The organism is Candidatus Hydrogenedentota bacterium (genome assembly GCA_018005585.1).
Classification (GTDB): domain Bacteria; phylum Hydrogenedentota; class Hydrogenedentia; order Hydrogenedentales; family JAGMZX01; genus JAGMZX01.
The window spans coordinates 1-24,110 of sequence record JAGMZX010000016.1; the positions used below are offsets into that span (position 1 = coordinate 1).

Below are 24,110 nucleotides of genomic sequence, written 5' to 3' on the forward strand. Positions count from 1 at the left end.
GACTCATCAGCGCAATCGAGTTCCGCCGGCCCAGCTTGTCGGAAATGGTGCCCCAGACGATACGGCCAAGGCCGTTCATCAGCGCGAAAAACAGCCCCATTGCCGTGCCCGTCATGATCTTGGCCTGATCCGGCGCAATGCCGTTCGCCGTGAGCGCGTCATTGCCGAACAGCGCAATAACGCCGATGACCATCAGCCCAGCCGTGGCGCCCACCATGAAGATTAAGAACAGGCCCCAGAACTGCGGCGTCTTGACCATTTCGCCGGTCGTATAGTCGTCGCCGCCGCTGGCGGCCGCGGCCGCACCCTTCGGCGGCGTCCAGCCCGCGGGAAGCCAGCCGCCCGGCGGGTTAATCAGTACGAGCGACCCGAGAACGACCAGCGCCGCGAAGAGACCGCCGTAGAGCATGAAGACCTGGTTCACGGTCCAGCCCATGCCAAACAGGCCGGTCCAGCCAGGCGTGAGATCGACGGGGCCGAACACAAAGCCGCTGGTCAGTTTGATCCAGATCAAGGCCCCGAAACCGAAACCGGCCACGGCGAGACCCGTAATGAGGCCCTTCTTATCCGGGAACCACTTGACGAGCACTGCAATGGGACATACGTAGCCGAGGCCGATGCCTGCGCCACCCAACACACCCACGCCAACGAGAATGCCCCAGAAACTCGTGCCTGCCAGCCCCGCGAGGGCATAGCCGATCCCGAGCACGATGCCGCCTGTCATGGCCACAACACGCGGCCCGACCTTCTTCTGCCAGTTGCCCGCCACGAGGGCCATGACCACCGCGAACGTAAATAGACCGACAGAAAAGATGAATTGCGTTTCCGTGGCGGTGAAAGCATATATGCCGGCTTCGCTTATCGACTCACTATCAAGCACGGACCTCAGCCATACACCGTCCAGTTTACCCAGGAAGACCTTCAAGTCTTCTTCCGCGATTTTTCCCGCGGCATCATCGCCGTTTGCCTTAGCATCGGCAATCGCCGACTTCAACTGTGTGTACTGTGCACGCGCAGCGTCAAACCTCTCCCTATCTCGGATAACGAATAGGTCTCGCCTATCTGTGCCTTCTCGCCGCGCTGTCTCATAGTATTCCTTTTCGACGCCGAGGGAAGGGTCCGCCAACAGAAATTCCTCAGCATGACTCTTCTGAAGCGGGCCTGTGAAAACGGACCAGGCGTAGATGGCGCCCAGGCAAAGCTGAACCAGGATGGCGCCAATCACGACAATCCAGCGATTCATGACCTTGGTTTCGGATGACATGACACGAGTCTCCAGCGTTGGTGATGAGTAAAAAGGAGCCGAACGCGCCTACACGTCCGGCTCCTGTCTTCCCCGCATATCATTCCCCCGTTTCCGCCGTTATTTCTTCAGCAACTTGTTGTGTTCTTCCACCAGTTGCTCGACCACGTGCGGGTCCGCCAACGTCGTGGTGTCGCCAATCTGGTCCGTGGCGTCTTCGGCGATCTTGCGCAGGATGCGGCGCATGATCTTGCCCGAGCGCGTCTTCGGCAGCGCGGGCGCGAACTGGATGATGTCCGGCGCGGCGATCGGCCCGATCTCCTTGCGCACGTGATTGATCAGTTCCTTGCGCAACGCATCGCTGGGCTCGACCCCGCCCACGAGCGTTACGTATGCGTAGAGCGCCTGGCCCTTGATGTCGTGCGGCATCGGCGCCACGGCAGCTTCCGCGACCTTCTCGTGGCTTACGAGCGCGCTCTCGACTTCAGCGGTGCCGATGCGGTGGCCGGACACGTTCACGACGTCGTCAATACGGCCCATCAGCCAGTAATCGCCGTCATCGTCCTTGCGGCAACCGTCGCCCGTGAAATAGATGTTCGGATACATGGCGAAGTACGTGTCGATGAACCGGTCATGGTCGCCCCACGTGGTGCGCATCATGCCGGGCCACGGCTTGCGGATGCACAGCTTGCCGCCTTCGTTCGGGCCGCACTCGCTCGAGTCGTCGCGCAGGATGACCGGGTCCACGCCGAAGAAGGGCCGGCTCGCGCTGCCGGGTTTCAGCGTCATCGCGCCGGGCAGGGGGTTGATCAGGATGCCGCCGGTCTCCGTCTGCCACCACGTGTCGACAATGGGCAGCTTCTCCTTGCCGACCTTGGTGTAGTACCACATCCACGCTTCGGGGTTAATCGGCTCGCCCACCGAACCCAACACGCGCAGGGAACTCAGGTCGTACTTTTCAACCCACTCGTCGCCCTTCTGAATAAGCGCGCGGATGGCCGTGGGAGCCGTGTAAATCTGGGCGCATTTGAACTTGTCAACGATGTGCCAGAAGCGCCCGGCATCCGGGTAGGTGGGCACGCCCTCGAACATCACCGACGTGCCGCCATTCGCGAGCGGGCCGTAGACGATGTAGCTGTGACCCGTGACCCAGCCGATGTCGGCGGTGCACCAATAGACATCGTCCGGCTGGATGTCGAAGATGTACTTGTGCGAAAGCGAAACGTGCAGCAGGTAACCGCCGGTCGTGTGCACGACGCCCTTCGGCTTGCCCGTCGATCCGGAGGTATAGAGGATGAACAATTCGTCTTCCGCGTTCATCTTCTCGGCGGGGCAATCGGCGCTGGCCGCCGCCATCACGTCGTCCCACCACAGGTCACGGCCTTCCGTCATCGGGCACGCTTCAGGATTCCGCTTCACGACGATGCACTTCTTGAGCGTCGGCGCCTTGGACATGGCCTCGTCCGCGATTTGCTTGAGGCTGATATGCTTGCCCGAACGCAGCGAGACATTCGACGTGACCAGAAGCTTGCAGTCCGAGTCGTTGCTGCGATCCGCGATGGCGTCGGCGCTGAACCCGCCGAAAACCACCGAATGGATAGCGCCAATGCGCGCACACGCCAGCATCGCGATCGGCAGCTCGATGATCATCGGCAGGTAGATGCATACCCGGTCGCCTTTCCGGACACCAAGGCTCTTGAGCACGTTGGCGAACTTGCAGACCTGCTCATGCAGTTCCTTGTACGTGATCTTGATTACGTCTTCTTCCGGCTCGCCCTGCCACAGCAACGCAACCTTGTTTTCCGTAGGCGTGCCCAAGTGGCGGTCTAGACAGTTGTACGCGACATTCAGTTGACCGTCCTCGAACCACGTGTGCTTGACATTCCGGCCTGCCGTATCCCAGGTATACTCGAGAGCTTTCTTGGGAAACTTGAACCAGTGCAGGGTCTTGGCCTGCTCCAGCCAGAATCCTTCCGGGTCCTTGATGGAACGCTCCCACATCGCCTGGTATTGCTCCATGGACTTGATGTGGGCCACCTCCTGAATGGACTTCGGCGGCGGAAACGTCCGGGTTTCGGTCATCAACGAACTGATGGCTTTTTTTACCTCGTTCCCCATGTCACAGAACCTCCATAACGCTTTGACTGCAGTTTCACAATGCGGGAATTAGCTTCCACATACACGCCGCAGCGCGTGCACACTGCCCTGTCCCTTGCGGGGGTTCGGGCAAACATGCCCGGCCGGTGTATACCTACCGGTCGATAGGGTGCGCGCATTGTAACGCATTCTCCCCCCGTTTGCAACTGCAACAACCCCAGAATTGCAGGATACCCCGACAACCGCCGCCGCGCAACCTCGGCGGCCTTTCGTCCCTTCCACAGTCCCGTGACCATTCGCGCATTCCGCTTTCCGCGGCATGCGTGCCAAAATCATATTTGAACGGCTGCCGGTTGAGAGATGCGGGGCCGGCCCGAGCCCGCCCACCGCGAACGTCTTCCGATGTCCTGCGCGCTGACCCTCCCCTGTCTGGCCGCAATACCGAACCCATGAGGCGCGCCCACGGCTGTGCGGGCGAAGTGGAAGCATCGTCCGGTGCGGCAAGTCCCCCCGGATGCGCATATTGCGTGACTCCGCGCCCGCAGGCCGTTCCTGCACGAAAGCCCCTCCAGGGTTCCACTACAAGCCCCGGTCATCAAAGACTCAAGAGAATACCTGTCCTGCCGATAAGAAGGAATGCGAGGCCGAGACACGGAGGTCAAGGCGAAACGACAAGGAGGTCGGGGCCGGAACTTCGCCGGTCAAACTTCGCCCGGTTGTTTGTCCCGACAACCGGTGATCCGTCCCATAGCATTATATCCGTGAGTGGCGCCATAACAAGTCCCAGTGTTGTGGCGTTCTCGCTTCTTGGGGAAAGGGATTAAAAGAACGGGAATGACCCAAACGGCGCAGCAAGGCAAACCACCAGACTCTAAAGGGATAAATGAAAGCGGTTCCGGCTAGCTTGTGCCGCTGACTGCCCCGGCTCAGACCCGCAGGTCTTTAGCTTTCTCGCGCTCGGCGCGGTCCAGTTCGGCGGCGTGTTCCGTATCCCACGCCGCACGGTACTGCTCCTCTACCCGGTCCGTGTAGGCGATGATAGGGTCCCGCGCTTGGTGATACATCTCGCGGCCAAAACGGAACGTGGCGGGCAGCCCACCCGCCAGGAGCATCAACAGGCAAGATACGGCAAAACGGGGTACCGGCCCACGGATGCGCACCTTGGGCACAAACGCGACGATCTCTTCCAGCGGCTCGATATCGGCCATGCGCGGGCGCAGGCCAGCGAAGGAATAGACGGGTCCGTCCGGTACAAGGAACTCATCGCACGTGGTCAGGAAATACCGGTGCTCAGCGAATTCCTCCCGGCAGGCGCTGCAAACGGAAAGGTGCGCGTCGACCGCTTCCCGGTCCGGGGTGCGCAGTTCCCCGTCCACGTAGTCCGTGAATTTGCTTCGAACTCTCCGGCATTCCGTCATACCCTGTTCCTCAGCGCACACTCTCCGCCCGGCTCGCGAACAAGGGAGCCAGAGCGTGACGCAGTTTCTTCACCGCCAATATCTTGCGCGACCGGACCGTGTTGATGGGGCAGTCCAGCGCGGCGGCGATGTCCTCGAGCGACAATCCGCGCAGAGCACGCATCACAAACACCATGCGCTGCTCATCGGGCAGCGCTTCGATCGCTTCGCCGATCCGGCGCGAAGCCTCTGACCGCGCCGCCCGGTCATCCGGGTGCGGCGCCGGGTCGCTGAGCGGATATTCGTCCAGCGGTTCCCGCTGCCCCAGCCGCAGCACCTTGCGTTGTTCGCGGCAGCGCTCCAGCCACACCATCCGCGCGATCCCGAACAGATAGCCCGGAAACGCCCCCGTGGCGCGGTAGCGGCGGCGCACTTTCCAGATGCGCAGAAACGTCTCCTGGCACAGGTCGTTCGCCGCGTGACTGTCGCCCGCCATGCCGAAAAAGAACGCGAGCACCCGGCGCTGGTAGCGCCGATGCAACTCCTCGAAGGCGCTCTCGTCTCCCAGCCGGACGCGCGCCATCAACGCAATGTCCGCTACGGCCGTTTCGTCGGACATGTCTCTCTGCCCTCAACATACAGTATATGACAAACGGGCCCCGAAAGGATCAAGGAATCTGACGGACCCCCAGCCGATAATCTGTCTCATTTCGGCGCGCCGGCCGGCCATACCGTCCATTCCCGGTCGCCCCCGTCCGGGCACTCGAACGGGCCGGGGAACGGATTAGCCGTGTTCCGCTGCGCGCCGAAGTAATCGGCGCCGACCTGGAGCGGAGAGCCGTCCCGGTTTTCATAAGGCAGATTGGGAATTGCGGCCCGGCCCAGCAGTTCGGTCGTGACGAGTCTGCGCGCGCGTGCCGCGGCCCAGGCGCTGTCCAGGCGTATTTCGAGCGAAACCCGGTCCTCCGCCAGCCGCAGCGCAACCGCAGGGTCGAAGTCCCGGCCGACCAGGGGGTTCGCCTCGTGCTTAGACGGTTTTGCGCCGTTGAGGAAGACGTTGCCGTCCATGAACACGGGAAACCGGGCGTCGTCATAAGCGCTCAGGTCGGCGCGCCCAACCAGGATATTGTTGTAATAGCGGTCGTCCCCCGCGGGGTTGTCGTGCATGCCCGCAAGCTCCGTCGAATGCGCCTTGTGAAACGGGGTCAGACGGCCATCGAAGAGATTGATGTGCAGTCCGCCCGCCATCAGGTTGTGCACGTACGCGCCGCCTTGCGACAACGAGAGCAGGGTCCGCCGCGAGAGAAAGATGTTGTTATCCACCACGAAGGGGCCATGGTCGACCTCGACGAACAGGTCCTGGTCCGGGTTGTCATGGAACAGATTCGCGGAAACGCGCGCGCCTTGGGCCATCCAGTCCAGCCAGATGCCCTGGCAGCACCTGAAGATGTGGTTTCCGCGAATCTCCACGTCGATCGCGCCATGAAACTTGATCCCCGACATTTCCGCGCCCGAGAACAGCCGCCGGACGTGGATGTCGTGGATCGTGTTGCCCGTTACGGTGCTGAAGGAGCAGCCCAGACTGCCGACGATGCCCGTCTGTTCGCAGTAGGATATCGTGTTGTTGCGGACGACGTGGGAGCCGACCGTCTCCTTGTTCCAGCCGTTCGCCAGGGCGCGCTCGATGGTCAGGACGTATCCTTCGGCGGTATTGGCCGACGTGTTGTCCCACTCATCGCCGTATTTGCCCAGCGCGATGCCGGAACAGGTTGAATGACTGACGATGTTGTTCTCGATGATCCAGCCCTTGCTCCAGTGCGTACCGATCAGGCCGATTTGCCCGGCGGTGGGCGGCGCCCACGGCGTCGCGGCGTGCCGCATGGTAAAACCGCGCACGGTGATGTAGTTGATGCCCGGCATCTCCGGGTAAAACACCGTCCGGCGCACGTTGATCTCGACAAGACGCTCGTTGGGATTGACGCCCTTGAACTGCGCCCAGATCGTGGTGTTCGTATCGTCCACCTTCGCATACCACAAGGAGACATCCGCCGGAACGGGTTGCGGCGTGTTGCTCTTGAACACGAGGCATATCGTCTGAACGCCGCTCAGGGGCTTTATCTTCGTCTCGAAACTGGACCACGACTGCCAGCCGCCGGTGTTCGGCACGGCGCAACTGCCGAGGAGTTCGCCGTCCGGCGCATTCAAGCGAACCTCAATGACGCCGCCGTCCGAGGCCGACGCCGCGCGCATCTCCAGCAGCCCCGTCTTCTCCCCGAAGTCCACCCCCTCGTATCGCACCCAATGCCCGTTCAGGATGAAGCCGATGCACTCGCCCCCTTCGGAGCATTCCGCGTTTTGCGTGCCGTTTTTCGCCGCGAAACCGGCCGCTGGAATGCGCGCCAGCCTGGAGGAGGCGCCTCCCGGTTGCAGCCAGGCGACGTTAAGCAGATATTGCGCGCCCGCCTGCCGCAGCCATGACGGAACCTCATCCGCGGGCGCGAGCACTTCCTCCAAGCGCGTCGCCTCGACCAGCCAATCGCCATCCAGGTACACGGCGCCCGTGTGATGCTCCCGCCCCCGCGGGTCGAACCAATCGCCATGAATCAAATCGCCGTAGGGATTGAAATTGCCGAAGAAGCTGTTTGGCAGGGTCACTTTCCACGCATCATTCTGCGCCTTCTCCCAACCGGTGACCACCTCCGAGCCTTTAATCTCGGCCCGCTCGCCCGGCGCGGCCTGATATACGATGCGTTGCGCGTCCGAATGGCCGCCACGCGGCGGGCTGACCTGTTCGCGATAGACGCCTTCGTGGACCGTGATGACGTCCCCCGGTTGCGCGCGCAGCGCAGCCGCTGAAATGGTCCGCAGCATATTGGACGGTGTGCCGTCGTTGGTGTCGTTCCCATTCACGGAAACGTGGTATTCCCTGCCCCCTTGCGCAACGGCGGCACACGGCACGGCCAATACGCCCAACACAAGAAACAGTATTGCCAGTCTCATCGGTTTCTCTCCCTGCTTTGCTCCACCAGGCGGCATGCGGCGCCGTGGTTATGCCTGTTCCCGCGCCAGTGTGCCACAGGCGCAACGGTTTCGGCTACCTGCGGACGCTGTGGTACATTGCCAGGCCATACGCAAGAACTGCCGGAGCCACGCCATGACGCGAACGGCGGCCATCGCCATTCTTATCTTGACGCGCGCCGGGGCTGCCATCCCGCAGGGCCCGGAGACGCGCCGAATCGAGGTGCGCGAGACGGTCGTGTTCGACGGCAACCGGGGCTGGGAACACAACGGCGCGACCTATCGCCTGGCGTGCGGCGCGTGCCTTGCGCAAATGCCGAACGGCGGCCTGCTCTGCTGGTGGCTCTCCGGCAGCGATACGGAACCGGCGACCGATAACAACGTGCTCGCGTCCCGCTCGACGGACAAGGGCAAGACCTGGAGCGAGCCTTACGTGCTGGTGGAAGCAGGAGAACACGCCGGGGCGCTGACGGTCATGCACGTGACACGGGAGGGCAAGGTCATCGCGCTCGGCGCGGAATGGCCTTCCGAATTCCATTACACGATTTGGCATTACTTCCGGATGGAGTCGACCGACAACGGGAACACCTGGTCACCACGCGAACCGCTGCGCATTCGCGACTCCGACAACATCATGGTCGGCAGGCCGGTGCAACTGAGGAACGGCGAGTATCTGCTGCCCACCTCCTTCTTCGAGAAGCGGCTCGTGCCGCTTGCCGGGCCGATTCCCGCGACCGCTCAGGCGACGAGCGAGGCCGAGGCGCTGGCTCTGCCGCCCGGCCCCGGGGCCGCGGCGCAATCGAACAAATTCCTTACGCACCTGCACGGGTGTTCGGCCCTGACCACCGCGGACCCCGAACTGCGCGGCTTGGTCGAGCACGCGGGTATCCGCAATCGTCCGCTCGGTCTGCTCGAAAGCACGGCGGTACAATTGAAGGACGGCCGCGTCGTCATGCTCATGCGCGCGGAGTACGGCGGATTCCTGTGGCGCGCCGAAAGCTCCGACAACGGCCGCACCTGGACGGACGCATGGCAAACGGACATCCCCAACCCGACGAGCCTGGCCGCGCTCATCCGCATGCCTGATGGACGCATCGCGCTGATCCACAACGCCGTCGGCGGCGTCGTGGGCCAGAACGCCAGGCGCGATCCACTGTCCATATGGCTCAGCAAAGATGAGACGGAAAGCTGGTACCTCAAGGAAGACGTGATCACGGGCGGTTCGCTCGCCTATCCCTGCCCGCTGATCGTGGATGGCCGCCTGGTGTTCTCATATGATCGCAACCGCCGCGAGGCCCGATTCGTGGAAGTCGAATTGCCGCCGCTCTAACGCGCGCGCAAGAGCGGCGCGGCGCGGCCCGAGACAGGCAGCCAGGAGGCGTCTAATCACCCATGAACGCCGATGGAAGTCCTCCTGTCTGCGTTTACAGGCGTTCATCAGCGGCTCATAAGGAAACTCGCCTCTGACGCTCCGAGACGGTAACTAGATTTCCGGCGGCAGCGCCAGCGGGTCGCCCACGAGGCGTTGCCAGTCGCGGACCGACTGTGCCAGCCGCTCCACGCGTTCCCGGTGCTCGCTCTTGCCGAAAACGTTGGTGGTCTCACCAGGGTCGGCGGCCAATTGGAATACCTGATGCCGGTCGCGATCACTCAGGCACAATTTCCATCCATCCTGGGTAATGACCGCTCGGGTGGAAGGTCCCTGCCGTTTTGAGGCGTCGCGTATTGCGCCGCCCGGATTTCTGCCCCCGGCCATGGCTTCCGGCGCGTTCCACTGCACAAAAACGGGATCCGTGAGCGAAGCTTCGCCTCGCACGACGTTGGCGAGACTCTTTCCGGGAAGGTCATCGCGCGGGGGCGCGCCCAGCAGTTCGAGCAGCGTCGGGACGAGGTCAATTTGGCTTACATGTCCTTCCACAACATGCTGGCGGCGCCCCCATTCGGGCACGCGCATCATCCAGGGCACGCGTATCGCTTCCTGATACATGACGCTCTTCTCGACCATGCGGTGCGAACCCATCATGTCGCCGTGGTCGGACGTAAATACCACGATCGTGTCGCCGGCAAGCCCCAGTTCTTCCAGCGTTGTCAGAATCGCTCCCACGCTGCGGTCCACCTGGCTGACAAGTCCCCAATATTGTGCGATCAATTGCCGCCAGCCCGATTCCTGCGTCAAATCAACACCAGTCCCGTAGTTCGTCGTGACATACTTGCGCACGCGTTCGCGATAGGCCTCCGGCTCGTTCTCTTCGATGGGGTCATCGAAATTTGTCGGCAAAATCACGTCCTCGGGACGGTGCAGGCCGTTCAGGGGCCCTGTGAACGGCATATGCGGTTCGAGAAAGTTCACAAACAGCATGAAAGGCTCATCGCGATGCCGCCGCAGGAAATCACAGGCCTCGCGCTCCAGGTACTTCGGCTTGCAGTGCTCGAGCGGAAGCCGGGCGGCAAAGTCCCGGCTGAAGTCGCCGCGTCCGCCATCCGGCTTGTGGCCCAGGTTCTTGAGCCAGGCGCAATAACTGCTCGTCGACGCCGGGTCGCGCCCTTCGCTGAAATACCTTGAGTAAATATCCTCGATACTGCGCCATTCCTCGAAGCCGTGTTGCGCGAAAAGCTCATCGCCCAGATGCCATTTGCCGAAATAGCCCGTGCGGTAATCCGGGCCGGCCGCGAGCTCAGGCAGGGTTCGTGTGTCCTGCGCCAGCGCGACATTATTCTGCGTGCAGCCGCTCTGGTGCGGCCACAGCCCCGTCATAACGGTCGCGCGCGACGGCGTGCACACCGGCTGACTTACGTAAGCGTTGCGGAAGACCACACTCTCCGAGGCAAGCCTTGAGAGATTCGGCGACTGGATGCGCGGGTTCCCATATACGTCGATCGTATCCGCGCGCTGTTCATCCGTCCAGAGGAACAGGAGGTTCGGCTTCCGCCGGGGTGCGGCCTGCGCGCGGGGGCCGGGCATGGCGGCCGCTGCCGTGGCCGCCGCAGCCGCTTTCAGGAACACTCGGCGATCAGTCTTGAGAAACATGCGAGTATCTCCCCTCCCAATCTGGCATTCCCGTTCCGCGGCCTCAATCCAGCTGGCGGGAGACGGCGCTACGTGCCCGCGCGCCCGCCGAGTTCCGCGAGCGTCAGCGTACGCGCGCCTGCTGTCTGCAGCACGGCCAATGCCGCGCCCGGGTCGTCGAAGACGATGATAATGACCGCCTTGCGGTCCGCACCGTGCGTGAAGGCATACATGTAGGCAATGTTGACGGCGTGTTCCGCGAGCACGGCGAGGATCGAAGCGAGCCCGCCGGGCCGGTCCTCGACTTCGACCGCGATAACATCGGTGGTGTTGACGGCGTATCCCGCATCGGCGAGCACCTGCTTCGTTTTCGCCGGGTCGCGCACGATGAGATGAAACACGCCGAAATCCTTGGTGTCGGCCAAGGTCAGCGTAAGGATGTCGACGCCGGCGCCGGCGAGCACCTCGCAGACGCGCAGGGTGCGCCCGGGCTTGTTTTCGAGAAAGACGGATATCTGCTGTATTTTCATGGTCAGACCCTTTTCCCGGCGTTCATTTCGGCCGGTTGTCGATCACGCGCCTGGCCTTGCCTTCGCTGCGCGCGATGGTGTTGGGTTCGACAAGGCGCACGGGGATGCGCAGGTTCACGATACGCTCGATAGACTGCGCCAGCCGCTCCTGGAGTTCGCGGAGGGCGCCGACTTTGTCGCTGAGTATTGCGGGCGTTACTTCCACCTGCACTTCCATGCGGTCCAGCGTGCCGTCGTTCGTCAGCACGATCTGGTAATGCGGCAGCGTCTCTTCCGCCGCGAGCAGCGCGGCCTCGACCTGCGACGGGAACACGTTCACGCCGCGGATGATAATCATGTCGTCGCTGCGACGGCTGATCCGCGCAATGCGCCGCACCGTGCGCCCGCAGGGGCACGGTTCGGCGATAATCCGCGTGATATCCCGGGTGCGATAGCGGATCATCGGCATCGCCCACTTCGTTAGCGTGGTAAAGACCAGTTCGCCCTCCTCGCCGTCGGCCAGCGGTTCAAGCGTCCGCGGGTCTATAATCTCGGGGTAGAAATGGTCCTCGAAAATGTGCAGCCCGTGCTGGCAGTAGCACTCCGCGCCGACGCCCGGCCCGATAATCTCCGAAAGGCCGTAGATGTCGTAGGCCTTGATGCCCGCGCCGTTCTCGATGCGTTTGCGCATGGCCTCGGTCCAGGGTTCCGCGCCGAAAACGCCGACGGAGAGCGGCAACGACATGAGGTCGATGCCCAGTTCGCCGGCGCGCTCGATGAGCCGCAGGAAATAGCTGGGCGTCGAGCAGATCACGGTGACGCCAAAATCGCGAATGGTCATCAGTTGCCGGTCGGTGTTGCCGCTTGAAATGGGAATCACCATGGCTCCGAGTGCTTCCGCGCCGTAGTGCGCGCCGAGACCACCGGTGAACAAGCCGTACCCGTACGCGTTCTGCACGATGTCGTTCTGCGTCACGCCGTAGGACGCGAAGGCGCGCATCATCACCTCCGCCCACATGTCCTTGTCCTGCCGCGTGTAGGATACGACAATCGGCTTGCCGGTCATGCCACTCGATGCGTGAAGCCGCACCACGTCCTTCATGGGCACCGCGAAGAGGCCAAAGGGGTACGTGTCTCGAAGGTCGGTTTTGACCGTGAACGGCAGCCGCTGAATATCCTCCAGCGACGAGATTGCGTCTGGCGTGAGGCCCCGCTCCAACATGCGTTCACGGAACAGCTGCACATTGTCGAACGTGTGCCGCACAATGGTTTGCAGCCGGTCCCGTTGCAGGGCGCGCAACTGCGCCTGCGGCAGAAAATCCATCGCGCTGATGGCCTGCAGCCTCGGCACGGCCTCCGGGTTCGCCTTCATGTTGTTCCCACTTCCTCTGTGTTACGGCACGCCCGCCGCGCGGTCCCCGTAGCGGGCCCGTTCATGCGCCGCGCCCACCTGAAACGCCTTCCGGTTAACGTCCAGCAAGCGCGCTGGAAACGAGGCTTCGATGGCTTGCGCCCACGAGTCCGCTTTCAACGGCAGGTGCACGCTCAACCGGCCGAGCATGGTCACGTTGTGCGCCTTGCCGCCCGGCTGCGCGATGGCGAGTCCGTCGCTCCCTTCCGGAAGTTCCATGGCTTCCGGCGCGAACAACAGCCCGCCCGGCGCGAGCAGGTGCCGGTTGTTGTCCAACTGGGATGCTTCGAGCAGCACCAGGTACTCCACTTCGCCCGCGGGCGGCATCGGACTGAACACGCGCCGGCCGAACCGCACTTCACTGCGCACGGAGCCGCCGCGCTGGCTCATACCGTGCACTTCCGCTTTCTTTACGTCGTAGCCTTCGAGATAGGCGGCATGCGCCAGGATGTCCGACGCCTTGATAACGCCCGTGCCTCCCAGCCCCGCGAAAACGACGTTCGTGACCTTATCCCTGCTCATGAGCACGCGCTTCCGTCTGTTGCAAGGCCGCTTGTTTCTTTTCGAGCAGGCGGCACGACCGCCGCAGCACGATGACGCTCAGGCGGCGGCAGTCCAGCGCCGCCCGCAACGCGCCCTCCAGGTCGCCCAATTCCTCGACCACCGCCACGTGGTCAACGCCCATCGCCTCGGCCACCTTCTCCGGCGCAATCGCGTGCGTGTAATCGCCGCGCAGGGTCCTGCCCGTGCCCGGGTGCCCCTGCAGTCCCGTCATCGCCGTGGTGCCATTATCGAGAATGACCACGACATGCCCGCTGGGCGGCGGGCAATACACCATCTGCGCGATGCCGGTCAGACCGCTGTGGAAGAAGGTGCTGTCGCCGATGACGCTCACGACGCGCTTCGCCTCCGCTTCCGGAAGGCTGTAGCGAAGGCCCAGGCCCATGCCGATGCTCGCGCCCATGCAGAGCTGGCTGTCCATCGCCTCGAGCGGCGGCAACGCGGCCAGCGTGTAGCAGCCGATATCGCCGGCGACAATGCAATCGAGCTTGCGCAGCACGGCAAAGGCGAACCGGTGCGGGCAGCCCAGACACAGTTGTGGCGGCTTGTCCGGCGGCAGTTTTTGTTGTTCCTCCGGTTCGCCCGAGAGCCGTCTGCGCACGCGCGACACGTTCAACTCGCCGAACCGGTAGGACTCCGGGCGCCGCTCCACCGGGATACCGTGCGCCAGCAGCGATTCCTCGAGGACCGGGTCCCCCTCCTCGATGACCAGACACCGTTCGTGTTCCGCCCGGAAACGGCGGATACGCTCATACGGCAGCGGATACACCATCGCCAGTTTCAGGAGGTCCGCGTCCGGCGCGGCTTCGCGCGTGTGCTGGTACGCCACGCCCGACGTGATGATGCCCAAGGCGCCGCCCGGGCCGTGCTCCGTGTTCAGCGCGGTATCCTCGTTCCAGTCCGCGATGCGACGCAACCGCTCCCGCAGCCGCCGGTGCGCGGGCCGCGCATGGCCGGGGATCATCACGCGGCCGCGGATGTTCCGCTCAAAATGCGCTTGCGCCGGGTCTGGTTCCGGTTCGCGCGGCGCGACAATGCTCTGCGAATGACAGACCCGCGTCGTGAGCCGCAGCATGACCGGCATGTCCCACGCATCCGACAGGCGCAACGCCTCGAGCATGTAATCGTAGGCTTCCTGCGAATCCGACGGTTCCAGCGTGGGCACGCCCGCGGCTATGGCATAGCGGCGGCTGTCCTGTTCATTCTGGCTCGAGGCCATGCCGGGGTCGTCCGCGCACACGATCACCAGCGAACCTTCCACGCCCGTGTACGCCGCGGAGAAGAACGGGTCCGCGGCGACGTTCAGGCCCACGTGCTTCATGGTGACCATGGCGCGCACGCCCGCGAAGGCCGCGCCAATCCCGGTCTCCAGCGCCACTTTTTCGTTTGGCGCCCAAGACGCATTGCCGCCCGCCGCCGCGTACTGTTCCAGAATCTCCGTCGACGGCGTGCCCGGGTAGCCCGAGCCATACCGGACATGCCCATGCAGCGCGGCCAGCGCCACTGCGGCATTGCCGCTTAAAAGAACGGGATGAGTGCCTGCGTCCACGACACGCGCCTCTTTTTCCGGATTACACTGCACGCGCCTATGACCAGTCAAGACGCGAGCCGGTGACGAGCCAATAATACTGCGAGAAACCCGAAGCAGTGCGTCTCACCCGAAAGGAACAGGGCCCCAGCCGCAAGGACCGGCCGCCGCGTGCGGTCGAGGCGCGGCGTCTGGAAAACGCCGAAGCCAGCGGCGCGGACGCATCAGCGGTGCCGCTGCCAATCAATGATCAGGGACCAGAGGGCAAAGGGCAGCGTGACAAGAGGCGCCAGGAGGGCTGTGAAGATTATGGAAATCACGGGTGACGCATCCAGAGACAAGCCGACCGTCCTGGCTTGACTAATGACAAGGCCAATCGCGATTAACGGCCAGGCAGCGATGAAGCGGACGATGTCTTTGCGGTCCAATATCCGTCTGCGCGACGCGGCGTATGTCACGGCACCCGACGAAATGGCGGCAAGCAGTATACAGGCGCCCTGCAGAAAGACGTATGCGTCACGAGCGGCCGAAGGACCAAATACAAGTTCCACCAGCAAGACGATAAGGGCAATAGGGACGAGGTAGCCCAGGAGGAGAAACCCCAGAGTGAGTGCCATCCATGTCACGATGAACACGCCAAGGAGTGTGATTCCCCAGAGGGCTCCCAAAGCCAGGCAAGATGCCCAGCCGCCGCCCTGACTCAGACCCAATCCTATGGCCCAATTCGGCAGTTCGGGCGTCCAGAGGAATACCGACGGTGAGAGGGCGATGACAAGCACGGCGCCACTTACCAAGCAGGCACGGGTTGAAACCCACCCGTACGACCGCGCCAGTTCCTTGGTCGAGACTGGTTTCGTAAAGTGGAATACAGCTACTCCTGAGACATACTCCCGGTAAGCAAATGCGGATACGATCAGGCCGATAGGCAATGCGCACATGAACAGAAGGAACTGCGTCTGCTCAAGCATGAACGCGAAATATGGGATCGGGGAGTCTCCGAGCCGGAAGCTATTGCCCCACGGTTCGCCCCAAAGGCCGCAGAATGTGCCAGGCGAAATCAGTGCCAAAGCGAGATTCGCGACGGCAATCACCGTGAACACCAAGGGAAATAGGCGCCCCTTCCGCCGCCATTCGTACCAGCGGTGGGCCTGTTCCGCGTTCTCAAATTCGCTTCCAGCGGCGCCGGGATTCCTCATTACGGATTGGAGCAGCCCGCGAAGGGTTGCAGTGGTCAGCACGCCCGTGCGCTGGAGACGGACCGCGACGATACAGAGCAGGGCGCTGAGCAGAGAAACGCCGCCCATGAGTGTCAGGAACGCCGCAAAGTGGTATTTGAGCAACAGTCCGAACCCGAGATACGCCAGCGTCAGGCTCGATCCCGCCACCGCGATAATCGCGCCGGCCGTGGAGGCGGGTCCCAGCCACCAGCAGACCGCTTGTGCGCACAGATAATAAGGCATCAGATGAAGCGCAAGACCTCCCGCCGCCGCTGCAAATGTGCTTAGGGCACGCACAAAGACGGGACCATGGGCCACCTCTGCAAGACGCGGCCCAAGCGGTTGCCCCGTCAGCACCAACAAGAGAATAGGCGAGAGACTGACGAAAGAGTATCCCGCCAGCGCCAGAAATCCAAAGCGCAGGTGCGCGAGAGCCAATCGGGAACTGCGAACCGGCAGCTTGAAATGCGTGACATCCAGCCCGAGATGGAGATCGCCCCGCTGGCCGTGAACAAACAGGAGGAAAAGAATCAGGATCATGCCGTCAATGACCTGAAACGAGCCGCACATCTCCTGACACGCGCGCGCGAATGAAGCATTCCCAGAATGCCAGTACAGGCATGCCAAGCCCCCCAGCAAGAGTGGCGGCAGGCACAAGACCGCGAGGGGAAGTCGTATGCTACGCCATTTTTCCCAGTCCAGGGCGCTTTCCCAATCTCTCATGGCTTACACCTCCGCGCGCGGGGCGCGGCCCGCGCGGACGCGCGCGACGAATACGTCTTCGAGGCTGGGCCGTTCGTCGCGGACGATTTGGATGCCCTGCGCGGCGAGCGCTTCGTCGACACCGGGCGTGTGGTCCTCGACGAGGACGGTCCAGTCGCGGCCGGCGCCTTCCCAGCCGGATGCGCCGGGCAGTTGAGGCGGTATTCGCATGTCTTCCGGCAATTGCACCGCGAGCTTGCGGTAGCGCTGCATAATCTCGTCCATGGGCGCGCACAGCACGACGCGGCCTTCGTGGACCATCGCGATCACATCGGCGACGCGCTGGACCTCGTCGAGCAGGTGCGACGAAAACACGACGGTGCGGCCTTCTTCGGCCACGGCGCGTATGATCGCGCCGAGTATGTCGCGCCGCACGACGGCATCGAGTCCCGATGACGGTTCGTCGAGCAGCAGCAACTCGGGCCGGTACGCGAGCGCGAGCAGCAAGCCGAGTTGCGCCCGCTGGCCGCGCGACAGGTTGCGGACGCGCATGCCCGGGTCAAGCCTGAACCACGCCTGCAATTCGGCGGCGTATTTTGCGTCCCAGGTGCGGTAGAACGCGCGCGTGTACCGGATGATTTCGTGTACGCGCATCCAGTCCGGCATCTCGCGGTTTTCACTGAGATACCCGATGCGCGCCAGCACGCCTTCCGGGTCTTTCACCGGGTCGCTGCCAAACACGCGCACCGTACCCGAGGCCGGCTTCAACAGCCCGAGCAGGAGTTTGATCAACGTCGTCTTGCCTGCGCCGTTCTCGCCGACCAGGCCGAACACGCAGCCCTCGGGGATGCTCAGCGTGACATTGTCCAGCGCGATTTTCTTACCGAAGCGCCGGCTTAGCGATTCCACGCGTACCACCGTGTCTGCAACCACCGATTCCGCACCCATCTTATTCCTCCTTGACCGATTGAGGAAGGATTTCCGAACCCCGTTTCCGGACCTCATCGAGCACGAGGTCCAGGTCAAAGCCCAGTTGCCGAGCCTCCGCCAGCAGCGCGTCGATGCGCTCGCGCACGATGCGCAATCGCTCGCGCCGCGCCAGCGGCGACACCAGATTCGCCACGCGCGTGCCCGCCCCGGCGCGCGAGGTCACGATGCCCGCCGCCTCGAGGTCCCGGTACGCCCGCGCAACGGTGTTCGGGTTGATGAGCAGGCGTTCCGCCAGCGCCCGGATCGACGGTAACTCGTCGTCGGGGGCCAACTGGCATGACGCCACGAGGTATTTCACCTGGTTCACGATCTGCAGGTAGATCGGCAAGCCGCTGTCCGTTGAAAGGTGAATGTGCATCGTCTTCAATGTCCGAATGTATTAATATCTTAATACATTCTGGCGCCTTTGTCAAGGGGAGATTTGAAAACTTGCAGCCCGGAGACCAGGGGCCGGCTGGCTGGTATTTCCCGCCGCTCCCGGCCAAGGCCCGCGTCCGCGGGCGCGCCAATGGGGGCCGGCCTTGCCCGGATTACACCCCGCCGCGGCCGGTCCGGGCCGCAGCTTCCTGTTCCAGCCGTGCGGCTTCCAGGGCCAGGCGGCGGAGGTGGTCCCGGATGTCCGGAGGCCATTCCTGAATCAGGGCGTCGAGCCTGGAAACGTCGTGGGCGTACAGCGCGCGGGACGCTTCCTCAAAGCCGGGCAGATTGCCGCACATGGCCCACATGAACTTGCCGGCCGCGTCCCAAGCCTCACGCGCGCGCTCACCGGCGCTGCCGCGCTTGCGCTCGTCGTCCACGAGCCGCCGCAGGGTGGCAGAAATCCCGCCGGGCTGCCGTCCCAGCCAGTCCCAGTGCCGCGGCAGCAGTGAAACCTCGCCGCCGACCACGCCGAGGTAGGGCCGCCCGGGCCCTTTTCGGGGCCGTGGAGCTTGTTGCGACGCGAAATGCGGATGCTCCGCGATGCGCGCCGCCACGTCCCCGGCGGTCCCGCGAAAATCAAAGTCGACCTGTTTCCCCGTCTGGTCTTCGAAGACGAGGACCGTTCCCGTTTCCCCGGCATCGAGACACGCCTTCGCACGTCGCAGCATGGCCGTCAGTTCGCCCGAAAATATGAGGCGGTCCCCGGCGAAGGCCGTATAGGTGCGTTTCTCCTGCACAAGTCCTCTCCTCTTTCATTTGGTGAAGCCCGGCATCGTAGTCCGGGCACGGCTAATTTTACCAGGGTAATTTTACTTTTTCAATTTTATCCGGGTAAAATCAGGCTCTAGAGAACGGGCAAGAGGACTTCGGCCTCCCCAAGAGACCGGGTCAGTGCGCGAACCAGTCCAGGGTGACGGCGGAAATGTCGCCGTAATCCGTTTCAGCAATCCACGCGCCGTGGTCCCAGTCGTCAAGCCAGACGAGGTCACATTCCACGCCAGCCGACTCCAAGCGCCGGTTCAGCGACCACGCATCCAGCGAAGAAGCGCCGAAGGTGTTGTCTTCGGTGCCGTGGACGATGCGGACGGGCGGCATGCCGGGTCCGATTTCTGCGAGTCCGGCTCCGCCCCAGAGCACGACCAGCGCGGCGACGTCGGCGGGCGCTCCGGTGTTGAGGCCGGGCAGGTCCGCACGGTCCTGCAGAAAATCCGCGGGTGCTGCGCACGTCTGTACCGCGGCGATGCCCCCCGCCGACTCGCCGGCCACGAAGACGCGGGCATACCCTTGCGCGGCGGCCCAACGCAACGCCTGCAAGAGGTCCACGCTGGCGGCGTGCATGGCGCGGAGCAGGTCCACGGACCAGTCGTCCGGCGCGGGCGGCGCATCGCCCGCGAGCCGGTAATCGATGGCCAGCGCGGCATATCCTGCCCGCGCGATATTTGCCGAGAGCCATACGATTTCACGCGCGGCGCGGGAACCTTCTTCAAAGCCGCCTCCATGAATCACAACGACCAGTTCGTCGGGCGCGGTGTCCATTGCGGCATAGAGGTCGGCGTACAGTGGCGAGGTGGCTTCGCCGCCCGCAACGTAGCCGCGGCCGTATTCGAGGGTTTGCACCGTGACGCCGGTCAGGTCCGGAACAACGTGGTCGTCGTCCGGGCATCCGCACAGAGCCAGCAGCGCCAGCGGGATCGCGGCCCATTGCGCGGGGGTGGTTCGAATCGCCATGAGGAAATGCCGGTAACGCATGTGCGCCGTCCTCCAGCCTGCCGCCATCGACGCTCGCTTGCTGTCGCGTCAACCCTCACTGTAGTCCGGGCGTGCCCGGAAATCAACGGAGAGCACGGGCGGTGCCGCGCTTGTGACTTCCCGATACGGCGGGGTGCGATTATTTTGGGGATTCGAGGGCGGCGTCATGGCGTTGCGGCGCAGGTCCCAGGAAGGTGTTAGCGCCGGTCTCGATGCCGGAGACGCCCGGGCCGCAGAATATGACGGCCGTCTGGTGTGCGCTGGACTGGAAGATGTTGCCCTCGATGCGCACGTCCCGCGTTTGCGTCGCGAAAGCGTCCGTGTCGTCCAGGCGAATCTCACAGTCTTTGTCCCCGTCATCTTTTTGCCCGTTCTCGATGAAAAGGTTGTCCGCAACGATGACGGAACAGGCGTCGGGCATCCACAGGCCTTCGCGGCCGCTGCATTCGACAAGACTGGAAGCGAGCGTGCAGCGTCGGCTGTCGCGTTCGATGGTGACGCCGCGCGACCCGTTGTCGCGGATGAGGTTGCCGCAGGCCAGCACATTCTCGCACCCTTCGAGGAAGTAGCCGCCCATCCGGCTTCCCGCCACGGTACAATTCACAAAACGCCCATTGCGGGACTGGAAGAAGTGGGTGCCGTCCGAATGCGAACCCTCAAGGCGGCTGGATTCCACGCTCCATCCGTCAACGTAATAAAACGCCACGGTGCCCTGATCGCGCCGGTCGCTGCCCGGAACGGGGCCCGGATGTGCGTCGAGGTAATCCCTGTATTCGTTGCAGCAGTTGACGGCTGTAAGGTTTGTGACGAAGACACCACGGACAGGCGCGTCTTCCGCGCCAAACACGCCCACGGCGTTGCTGGACAGGTCGCGGCAGGCGAGGGCATCGATGTGGATTTCGCCTGCGTTACCGGTTATCCGGACCCCCGCCACGTTGACCCCGGGATCCCACGTGTGCCTCGCCCCGATAATCTCGCCTCCGGAAAGACGCACATCGCTGACGTTCGCGATCAGGAAGGCTTGGCCGTCCTCTGCTATGGACTCGTCCAGCAAGAACCGTGCGCCCTCCATCCGCAGCACGGCATGACCGGGCACCCGCAGGCCTTGCGGGCCGGCGAGGACATAGTCTCCGGGCTCAAACTGGAAGACCGCGTGCGCGCCGTCCGCACCATCCAGGCAGGCCTGAATCCGCGACTGATGTCCGGGGGCATCCGCAGCGGGAAAGGGGCCAATGCGAAAGAAGGCGGGCGACTCTTCGCAGGTAATCCGCGACCGCGCAGCACAGCCGGCGGCCACCAGCAGGAACAACGAGAACAGTACTCGATAAGTCATGCGCGTTCGTCTTCGTTCAGCGGAAGGCACACCTTTCCGGCTCGCGAATGCCCCGTCGGTTCTGCTTCCGCCGACCAGCCAATCGCGGGTTATCGTCAAGAGCGCGTGCGTTCTCGCGCACCGGGCGGGACTATTTGCCCAGCTTCTTTTCTTTCTTCTTTTTCCGCTTCTCGATCAACGTAAGCTGGGCCTTCTTCTGGACCTCGCGTTTCCCTTTGTCCTTCTTTCCTTTGTCGCCCATGTCGGGTTCTCCCTCTTTGACAACATCCGCCTTCTTAACGCCTTGCGACTCGGTCTTCCTGCCAAACATGTGACACAAAGAACCAGCACATAGTAATTCATAACATCATTGTGCCACACGCGACAAGCTGCGACTGCAACCGAGGGCAAGACGCAATTCGCTTCTACGGTTCAGTGAGCAGTTCGCGAGGCCGCGCAGGGGGCAGTCTCGCCCGCCGGCACGGCCACGGCGACAAGACTTGCCCGGCGCATTGAGTCATGCGAGCCGATCGCATAGCATACCGGCGCCAAACCTTCAGGAGCCGCTCCCATGATGACAAAAGTCAGGCGCGCACTTGCCGCCGCCATTCTCGCTGTTCTGCTTGCCGCGCCGGTGCTCGCCGCGCCGGGCCCCCTATACCGCTTTGGGGACGGACTGGACAACTGCCGCCTCGTGTTTGAACGCGCAAAACGGGGACGCGTGGCGTTCATCGGCGGGTCGATCACGGCCAGCCCGGGCTGGCGCGATCTCACGTATGACCTCCTGCGGAAGCGGTTTCCGGACACGGCGTTCGACTTCATCAATGCGGGCGTCGGCGGGACGAACTCCACGTACGGCGCGTTTCGTTTGCAGGAAGACGTCTTCAAGAACGGACCGGTGGATCTCCTGTTCCTCGAATTCGCCGTAAATGACGCCGGTGAGCCGGTGCCGGACAACCGGCGCCTCCGTGCCATGGAGGGCATTGTCCGTCAGGCGCGGGCGCGCTGTCCTGAAATCGACATCCTGATGCTCTACTTCGCGGACACGGACAAGGTGGAAAGTTACGGGAAGGGCGAGACGCCGCAAGTCATCGAGGACCATGAGAGAATCGCCGCCTGCTACCACATTCCCGTTCTCTGTCTGGCCGAAGAAGTGACGCGGCGGATCGGCGCGGGCGAGTTCGACTGGCCGCAGTTCTCGGCGGATACGTGTCATCCCCTCAGAATGGGCCACGCGATATACGCGGAATGCATCGACGCGATGCTTACGGCGGCCTGGGCGCAGCAGCCGCCCGCCGATGCGCGGCCGAGCGCGCGCGCGTTGCCGCCGCCGCTCGACCCGCTGAACTACGAACGCGGGCGCTTCATTCCGTTCGGACAGGCGCAGGCGGGCGCCGGGTGGAGCCGGATTCCTCAGTGGGACACGGAGAAAAAGTGCAACTACGGGGGTGCGGTGGCCGTGCTCGCGGCGGAAACGCCCGGCGCCGCGTTTGAACTGGCGTTCGATGGCACGCTGATTGGCATCTCCGCCATCGCGGGCATGGACGCGGGTATCCTGGAAATCGCCGTTGACGACGGCCCGCCGCGGAAACTTGACCTCTTTGACGGCTACTGCGCGCAATTTCACCGGCCCGTATGCCGTGTCTTGGCCGAGGACCTGCCGCAAGGGCCGCACCGGCTCCGTGTGACGATGTCACCGGAGCGCAATCCCGGAAGCACGGGCCACGCGGCGCGCATCCTCAGCTTCGTGGCAAATTGACGGGCAACCGGAGGACATGGCCGCTGCGCGACTCGCGCACTTCCGACGCCCCGTCGCGCAAGTTGGTGTACACTGACGATGAACCGAATGACAACGGAGGGGAATCGCCATGCGGTGTCGGAGTGTGCTATGGATTCTTGCTGGATTTCCTGGCTTGGTCTTGTGTGGTTTTCTCGCCGGTCCCGCGTGGGGCGAACAGCGCCCGTCGCTTGACCTGGACGGCGCATGGTCGTTCCGGATGGACCCGCGGAACGCCGGCGAGTCCGAGCAGTGGTTCGCTGGTTCGACGGCCTTCGCGGACACGATCCAGGTGCCAGGCGCGTGGGAAGCCCAGGGATTCGGCGGCGAGACCGACAAACTGCGCCACCATTTCATTGGCAAAGGCTGGTACAAGCGCCAGGTCGACGTGCCCGCCGCATGGGCGGGGCGCCGGGTGTTCCTGTGCTTCGGCGGCGTGCATCGTTACGCGTCCGTGTGGGTGAACGGCGTGTTCCTGGGAGAGCACATCGGTTGCCTCTCGCCCTTCGAGTTCGATATTTCCGACCATGCCGCACCGGGCACGCAGGCCGTGATCGCCGTCCGTGTCGATTCCGAACAACGTTGGGATATCGACACGATGATCGGCGCCTGGGACATCATCGACTACATGGACACGTACTGGGGCGGCATCTGGGGACATGTGAGCATCGAGGCCCGCAGCACCGCGCACCTGGAAGGTCTGTTCGTCGAGCCCAGCATCGACCCACCGCGATGCCGCGTGTCCGCAACGGTCAAGGGCGCGCCGCCGTCGGGCACCGCGCTGTCCGTGGAGGTCCGCGACAAGGACGGAAACGCCGTTGGCCGAGCGGAGGCCACGCGGGAATCGCCGCTGGGCGCGGTTGAGATTACGGTCCCGGGCGCATTGCTCTGGACGCCCGACACGCCGCACCTGTACACGGCCCGGTTGTCGCTCGCCGATGGCGGCACAGAGATCGATTCCGTCACGACGCGTTTTGGTTTTCGGTGGATCACGGTCGATGGGCCGCGCTTGTTGCTGAACGGGCAGCCGTTCTTCTTGCGCGGTTACGGCGACGACGCCATCTACCCGGAGACGATGGCCGCGCCGTCCTGCGAGGCGGTCTACCGCAGGAAGATCGCCATAGCGCGGGAATACGGCTTCAATCACGTCCGGCATCACAGCCACTTCCTGC

The 24,110-nt window shown here is 63.5% G+C and carries 19 protein-coding genes; 3 read left to right on the forward strand and 16 right to left on the reverse strand.

The window, feature by feature from the left end:
- The 5 genes from KA184_04485 to KA184_04505 form a co-directional block, all read right to left on the reverse strand.
- Positions 1–1,264 (reverse strand): MFS transporter (locus KA184_04485; GenBank protein MBP8128816.1); only part of this gene is annotated, 1,264 nt, incomplete at its 3' end.
- 99 nt (positions 1,265–1,363) lie between these two features.
- Positions 1,364–3,325, reverse strand: a complete 1,962-nt coding sequence (gene acs, locus KA184_04490) for an acetate--CoA ligase (GenBank protein ID MBP8128817.1) — start codon at positions 3,323–3,325, stop codon at positions 1,364–1,366.
- Between the two features lie 941 nt (positions 3,326–4,266).
- Positions 4,267–4,758 (reverse strand): zf-HC2 domain-containing protein, encoded by a 492-nt coding sequence (locus KA184_04495; protein ID MBP8128818.1) that lies wholly within the window; start codon positions 4,756–4,758, stop codon positions 4,267–4,269.
- A 10-nt stretch (positions 4,759–4,768) separates the two neighbouring features.
- Positions 4,769–5,356 carry a sigma-70 family RNA polymerase sigma factor gene (locus KA184_04500; protein ID MBP8128819.1) on the reverse strand — a complete coding sequence of 196 codons (588 nt, stop codon included), beginning with the start codon at positions 5,354–5,356 and terminating at the stop codon, positions 4,769–4,771.
- A gap of 86 nt (positions 5,357–5,442) precedes the next feature.
- Entirely contained in the window at positions 5,443–7,737 is a 2,295-nt protein-coding gene (locus tag KA184_04505; GenBank protein MBP8128820.1) for a carbohydrate-binding protein, read from the reverse strand.
- 154 nt (positions 7,738–7,891) lie between these two features.
- On the opposite strand from KA184_04505, the gene KA184_04510 reads away from it, so the two are divergent.
- Positions 7,892–9,085, forward strand: a complete 1,194-nt coding sequence (locus tag KA184_04510) for an exo-alpha-sialidase (protein ID MBP8128821.1) — start codon at positions 7,892–7,894, stop codon at positions 9,083–9,085.
- 153 nt (positions 9,086–9,238) lie between these two features.
- On the opposite strand, the gene KA184_04515 is transcribed toward KA184_04510, so the two are convergent.
- The 11 genes from KA184_04515 to KA184_04565 form a co-directional block, all read right to left on the reverse strand.
- Positions 9,239–10,783, reverse strand: coding sequence for a sulfatase-like hydrolase/transferase (locus KA184_04515; protein MBP8128822.1), 1,545 nt, complete (start codon positions 10,781–10,783; stop codon positions 9,239–9,241).
- Between the two features lie 68 nt (positions 10,784–10,851).
- Complete coding sequence (locus tag KA184_04520; GenBank protein MBP8128823.1) at positions 10,852–11,292, reverse strand: ACT domain-containing protein; 441 nt, start codon at positions 11,290–11,292, stop codon at positions 10,852–10,854.
- Positions 11,293–11,314: 22 nt separating this feature from the next.
- Positions 11,315–12,643: a phenylacetate--CoA ligase gene (locus KA184_04525; GenBank protein ID MBP8128824.1), complete on the reverse strand. Its 1,329-nt coding sequence runs from the start codon at positions 12,641–12,643 to the stop codon at positions 11,315–11,317.
- Between the two features lie 21 nt (positions 12,644–12,664).
- Complete coding sequence (locus KA184_04530; GenBank protein MBP8128825.1) at positions 12,665–13,204, reverse strand: 2-oxoacid:acceptor oxidoreductase family protein; 540 nt, start codon at positions 13,202–13,204, stop codon at positions 12,665–12,667.
- Positions 13,191–14,792, reverse strand: coding sequence for a thiamine pyrophosphate-binding protein (locus KA184_04535; GenBank protein ID MBP8128826.1), 1,602 nt, complete (start codon positions 14,790–14,792; stop codon positions 13,191–13,193). The genes KA184_04530 and KA184_04535 overlap by 14 nt, the downstream gene beginning before the upstream one ends.
- Before the next feature lie 203 nt (positions 14,793–14,995).
- Positions 14,996–16,711: a hypothetical protein gene (locus tag KA184_04540; GenBank protein ID MBP8128827.1), complete on the reverse strand. Its 1,716-nt coding sequence runs from the start codon at positions 16,709–16,711 to the stop codon at positions 14,996–14,998.
- Positions 16,712–16,714: 3 nt separating this feature from the next.
- Positions 16,715–17,638, reverse strand: a complete 924-nt coding sequence (locus tag KA184_04545; GenBank protein MBP8128828.1) for an ABC transporter ATP-binding protein — start codon at positions 17,636–17,638, stop codon at positions 16,715–16,717.
- A 1-nt stretch (position 17,639) separates the two neighbouring features.
- Positions 17,640–18,038 carry a GntR family transcriptional regulator gene (locus KA184_04550; protein ID MBP8128829.1) on the reverse strand — a complete coding sequence of 133 codons (399 nt, stop codon included), beginning with the start codon at positions 18,036–18,038 and terminating at the stop codon, positions 17,640–17,642.
- Positions 18,039–18,210: 172 nt separating this feature from the next.
- Positions 18,211–18,837 (reverse strand): DUF2239 family protein, encoded by a 627-nt coding sequence (locus tag KA184_04555; GenBank protein ID MBP8128830.1) that lies wholly within the window; start codon positions 18,835–18,837, stop codon positions 18,211–18,213.
- Between the two features lie 151 nt (positions 18,838–18,988).
- Positions 18,989–19,849, reverse strand: a complete 861-nt coding sequence (locus tag KA184_04560) for an alpha/beta hydrolase (protein ID MBP8128831.1) — start codon at positions 19,847–19,849, stop codon at positions 18,989–18,991.
- 139 nt (positions 19,850–19,988) lie between these two features.
- Positions 19,989–21,182: a right-handed parallel beta-helix repeat-containing protein gene (locus KA184_04565; GenBank protein MBP8128832.1), complete on the reverse strand. Its 1,194-nt coding sequence runs from the start codon at positions 21,180–21,182 to the stop codon at positions 19,989–19,991.
- Positions 21,183–21,732: 550 nt separating this feature from the next.
- On the opposite strand from KA184_04565, the gene KA184_04570 reads away from it, so the two are divergent.
- Both KA184_04570 and KA184_04575 read left to right on the forward strand, forming a co-directional pair.
- Positions 21,733–22,920, forward strand: a complete 1,188-nt coding sequence (locus tag KA184_04570; protein MBP8128833.1) for a hypothetical protein — start codon at positions 21,733–21,735, stop codon at positions 22,918–22,920.
- A 109-nt stretch (positions 22,921–23,029) separates the two neighbouring features.
- On the forward strand, positions 23,030–24,110 hold a 1,081-nt coding region (locus tag KA184_04575; GenBank protein MBP8128834.1), incomplete at its 3' end, for a hypothetical protein.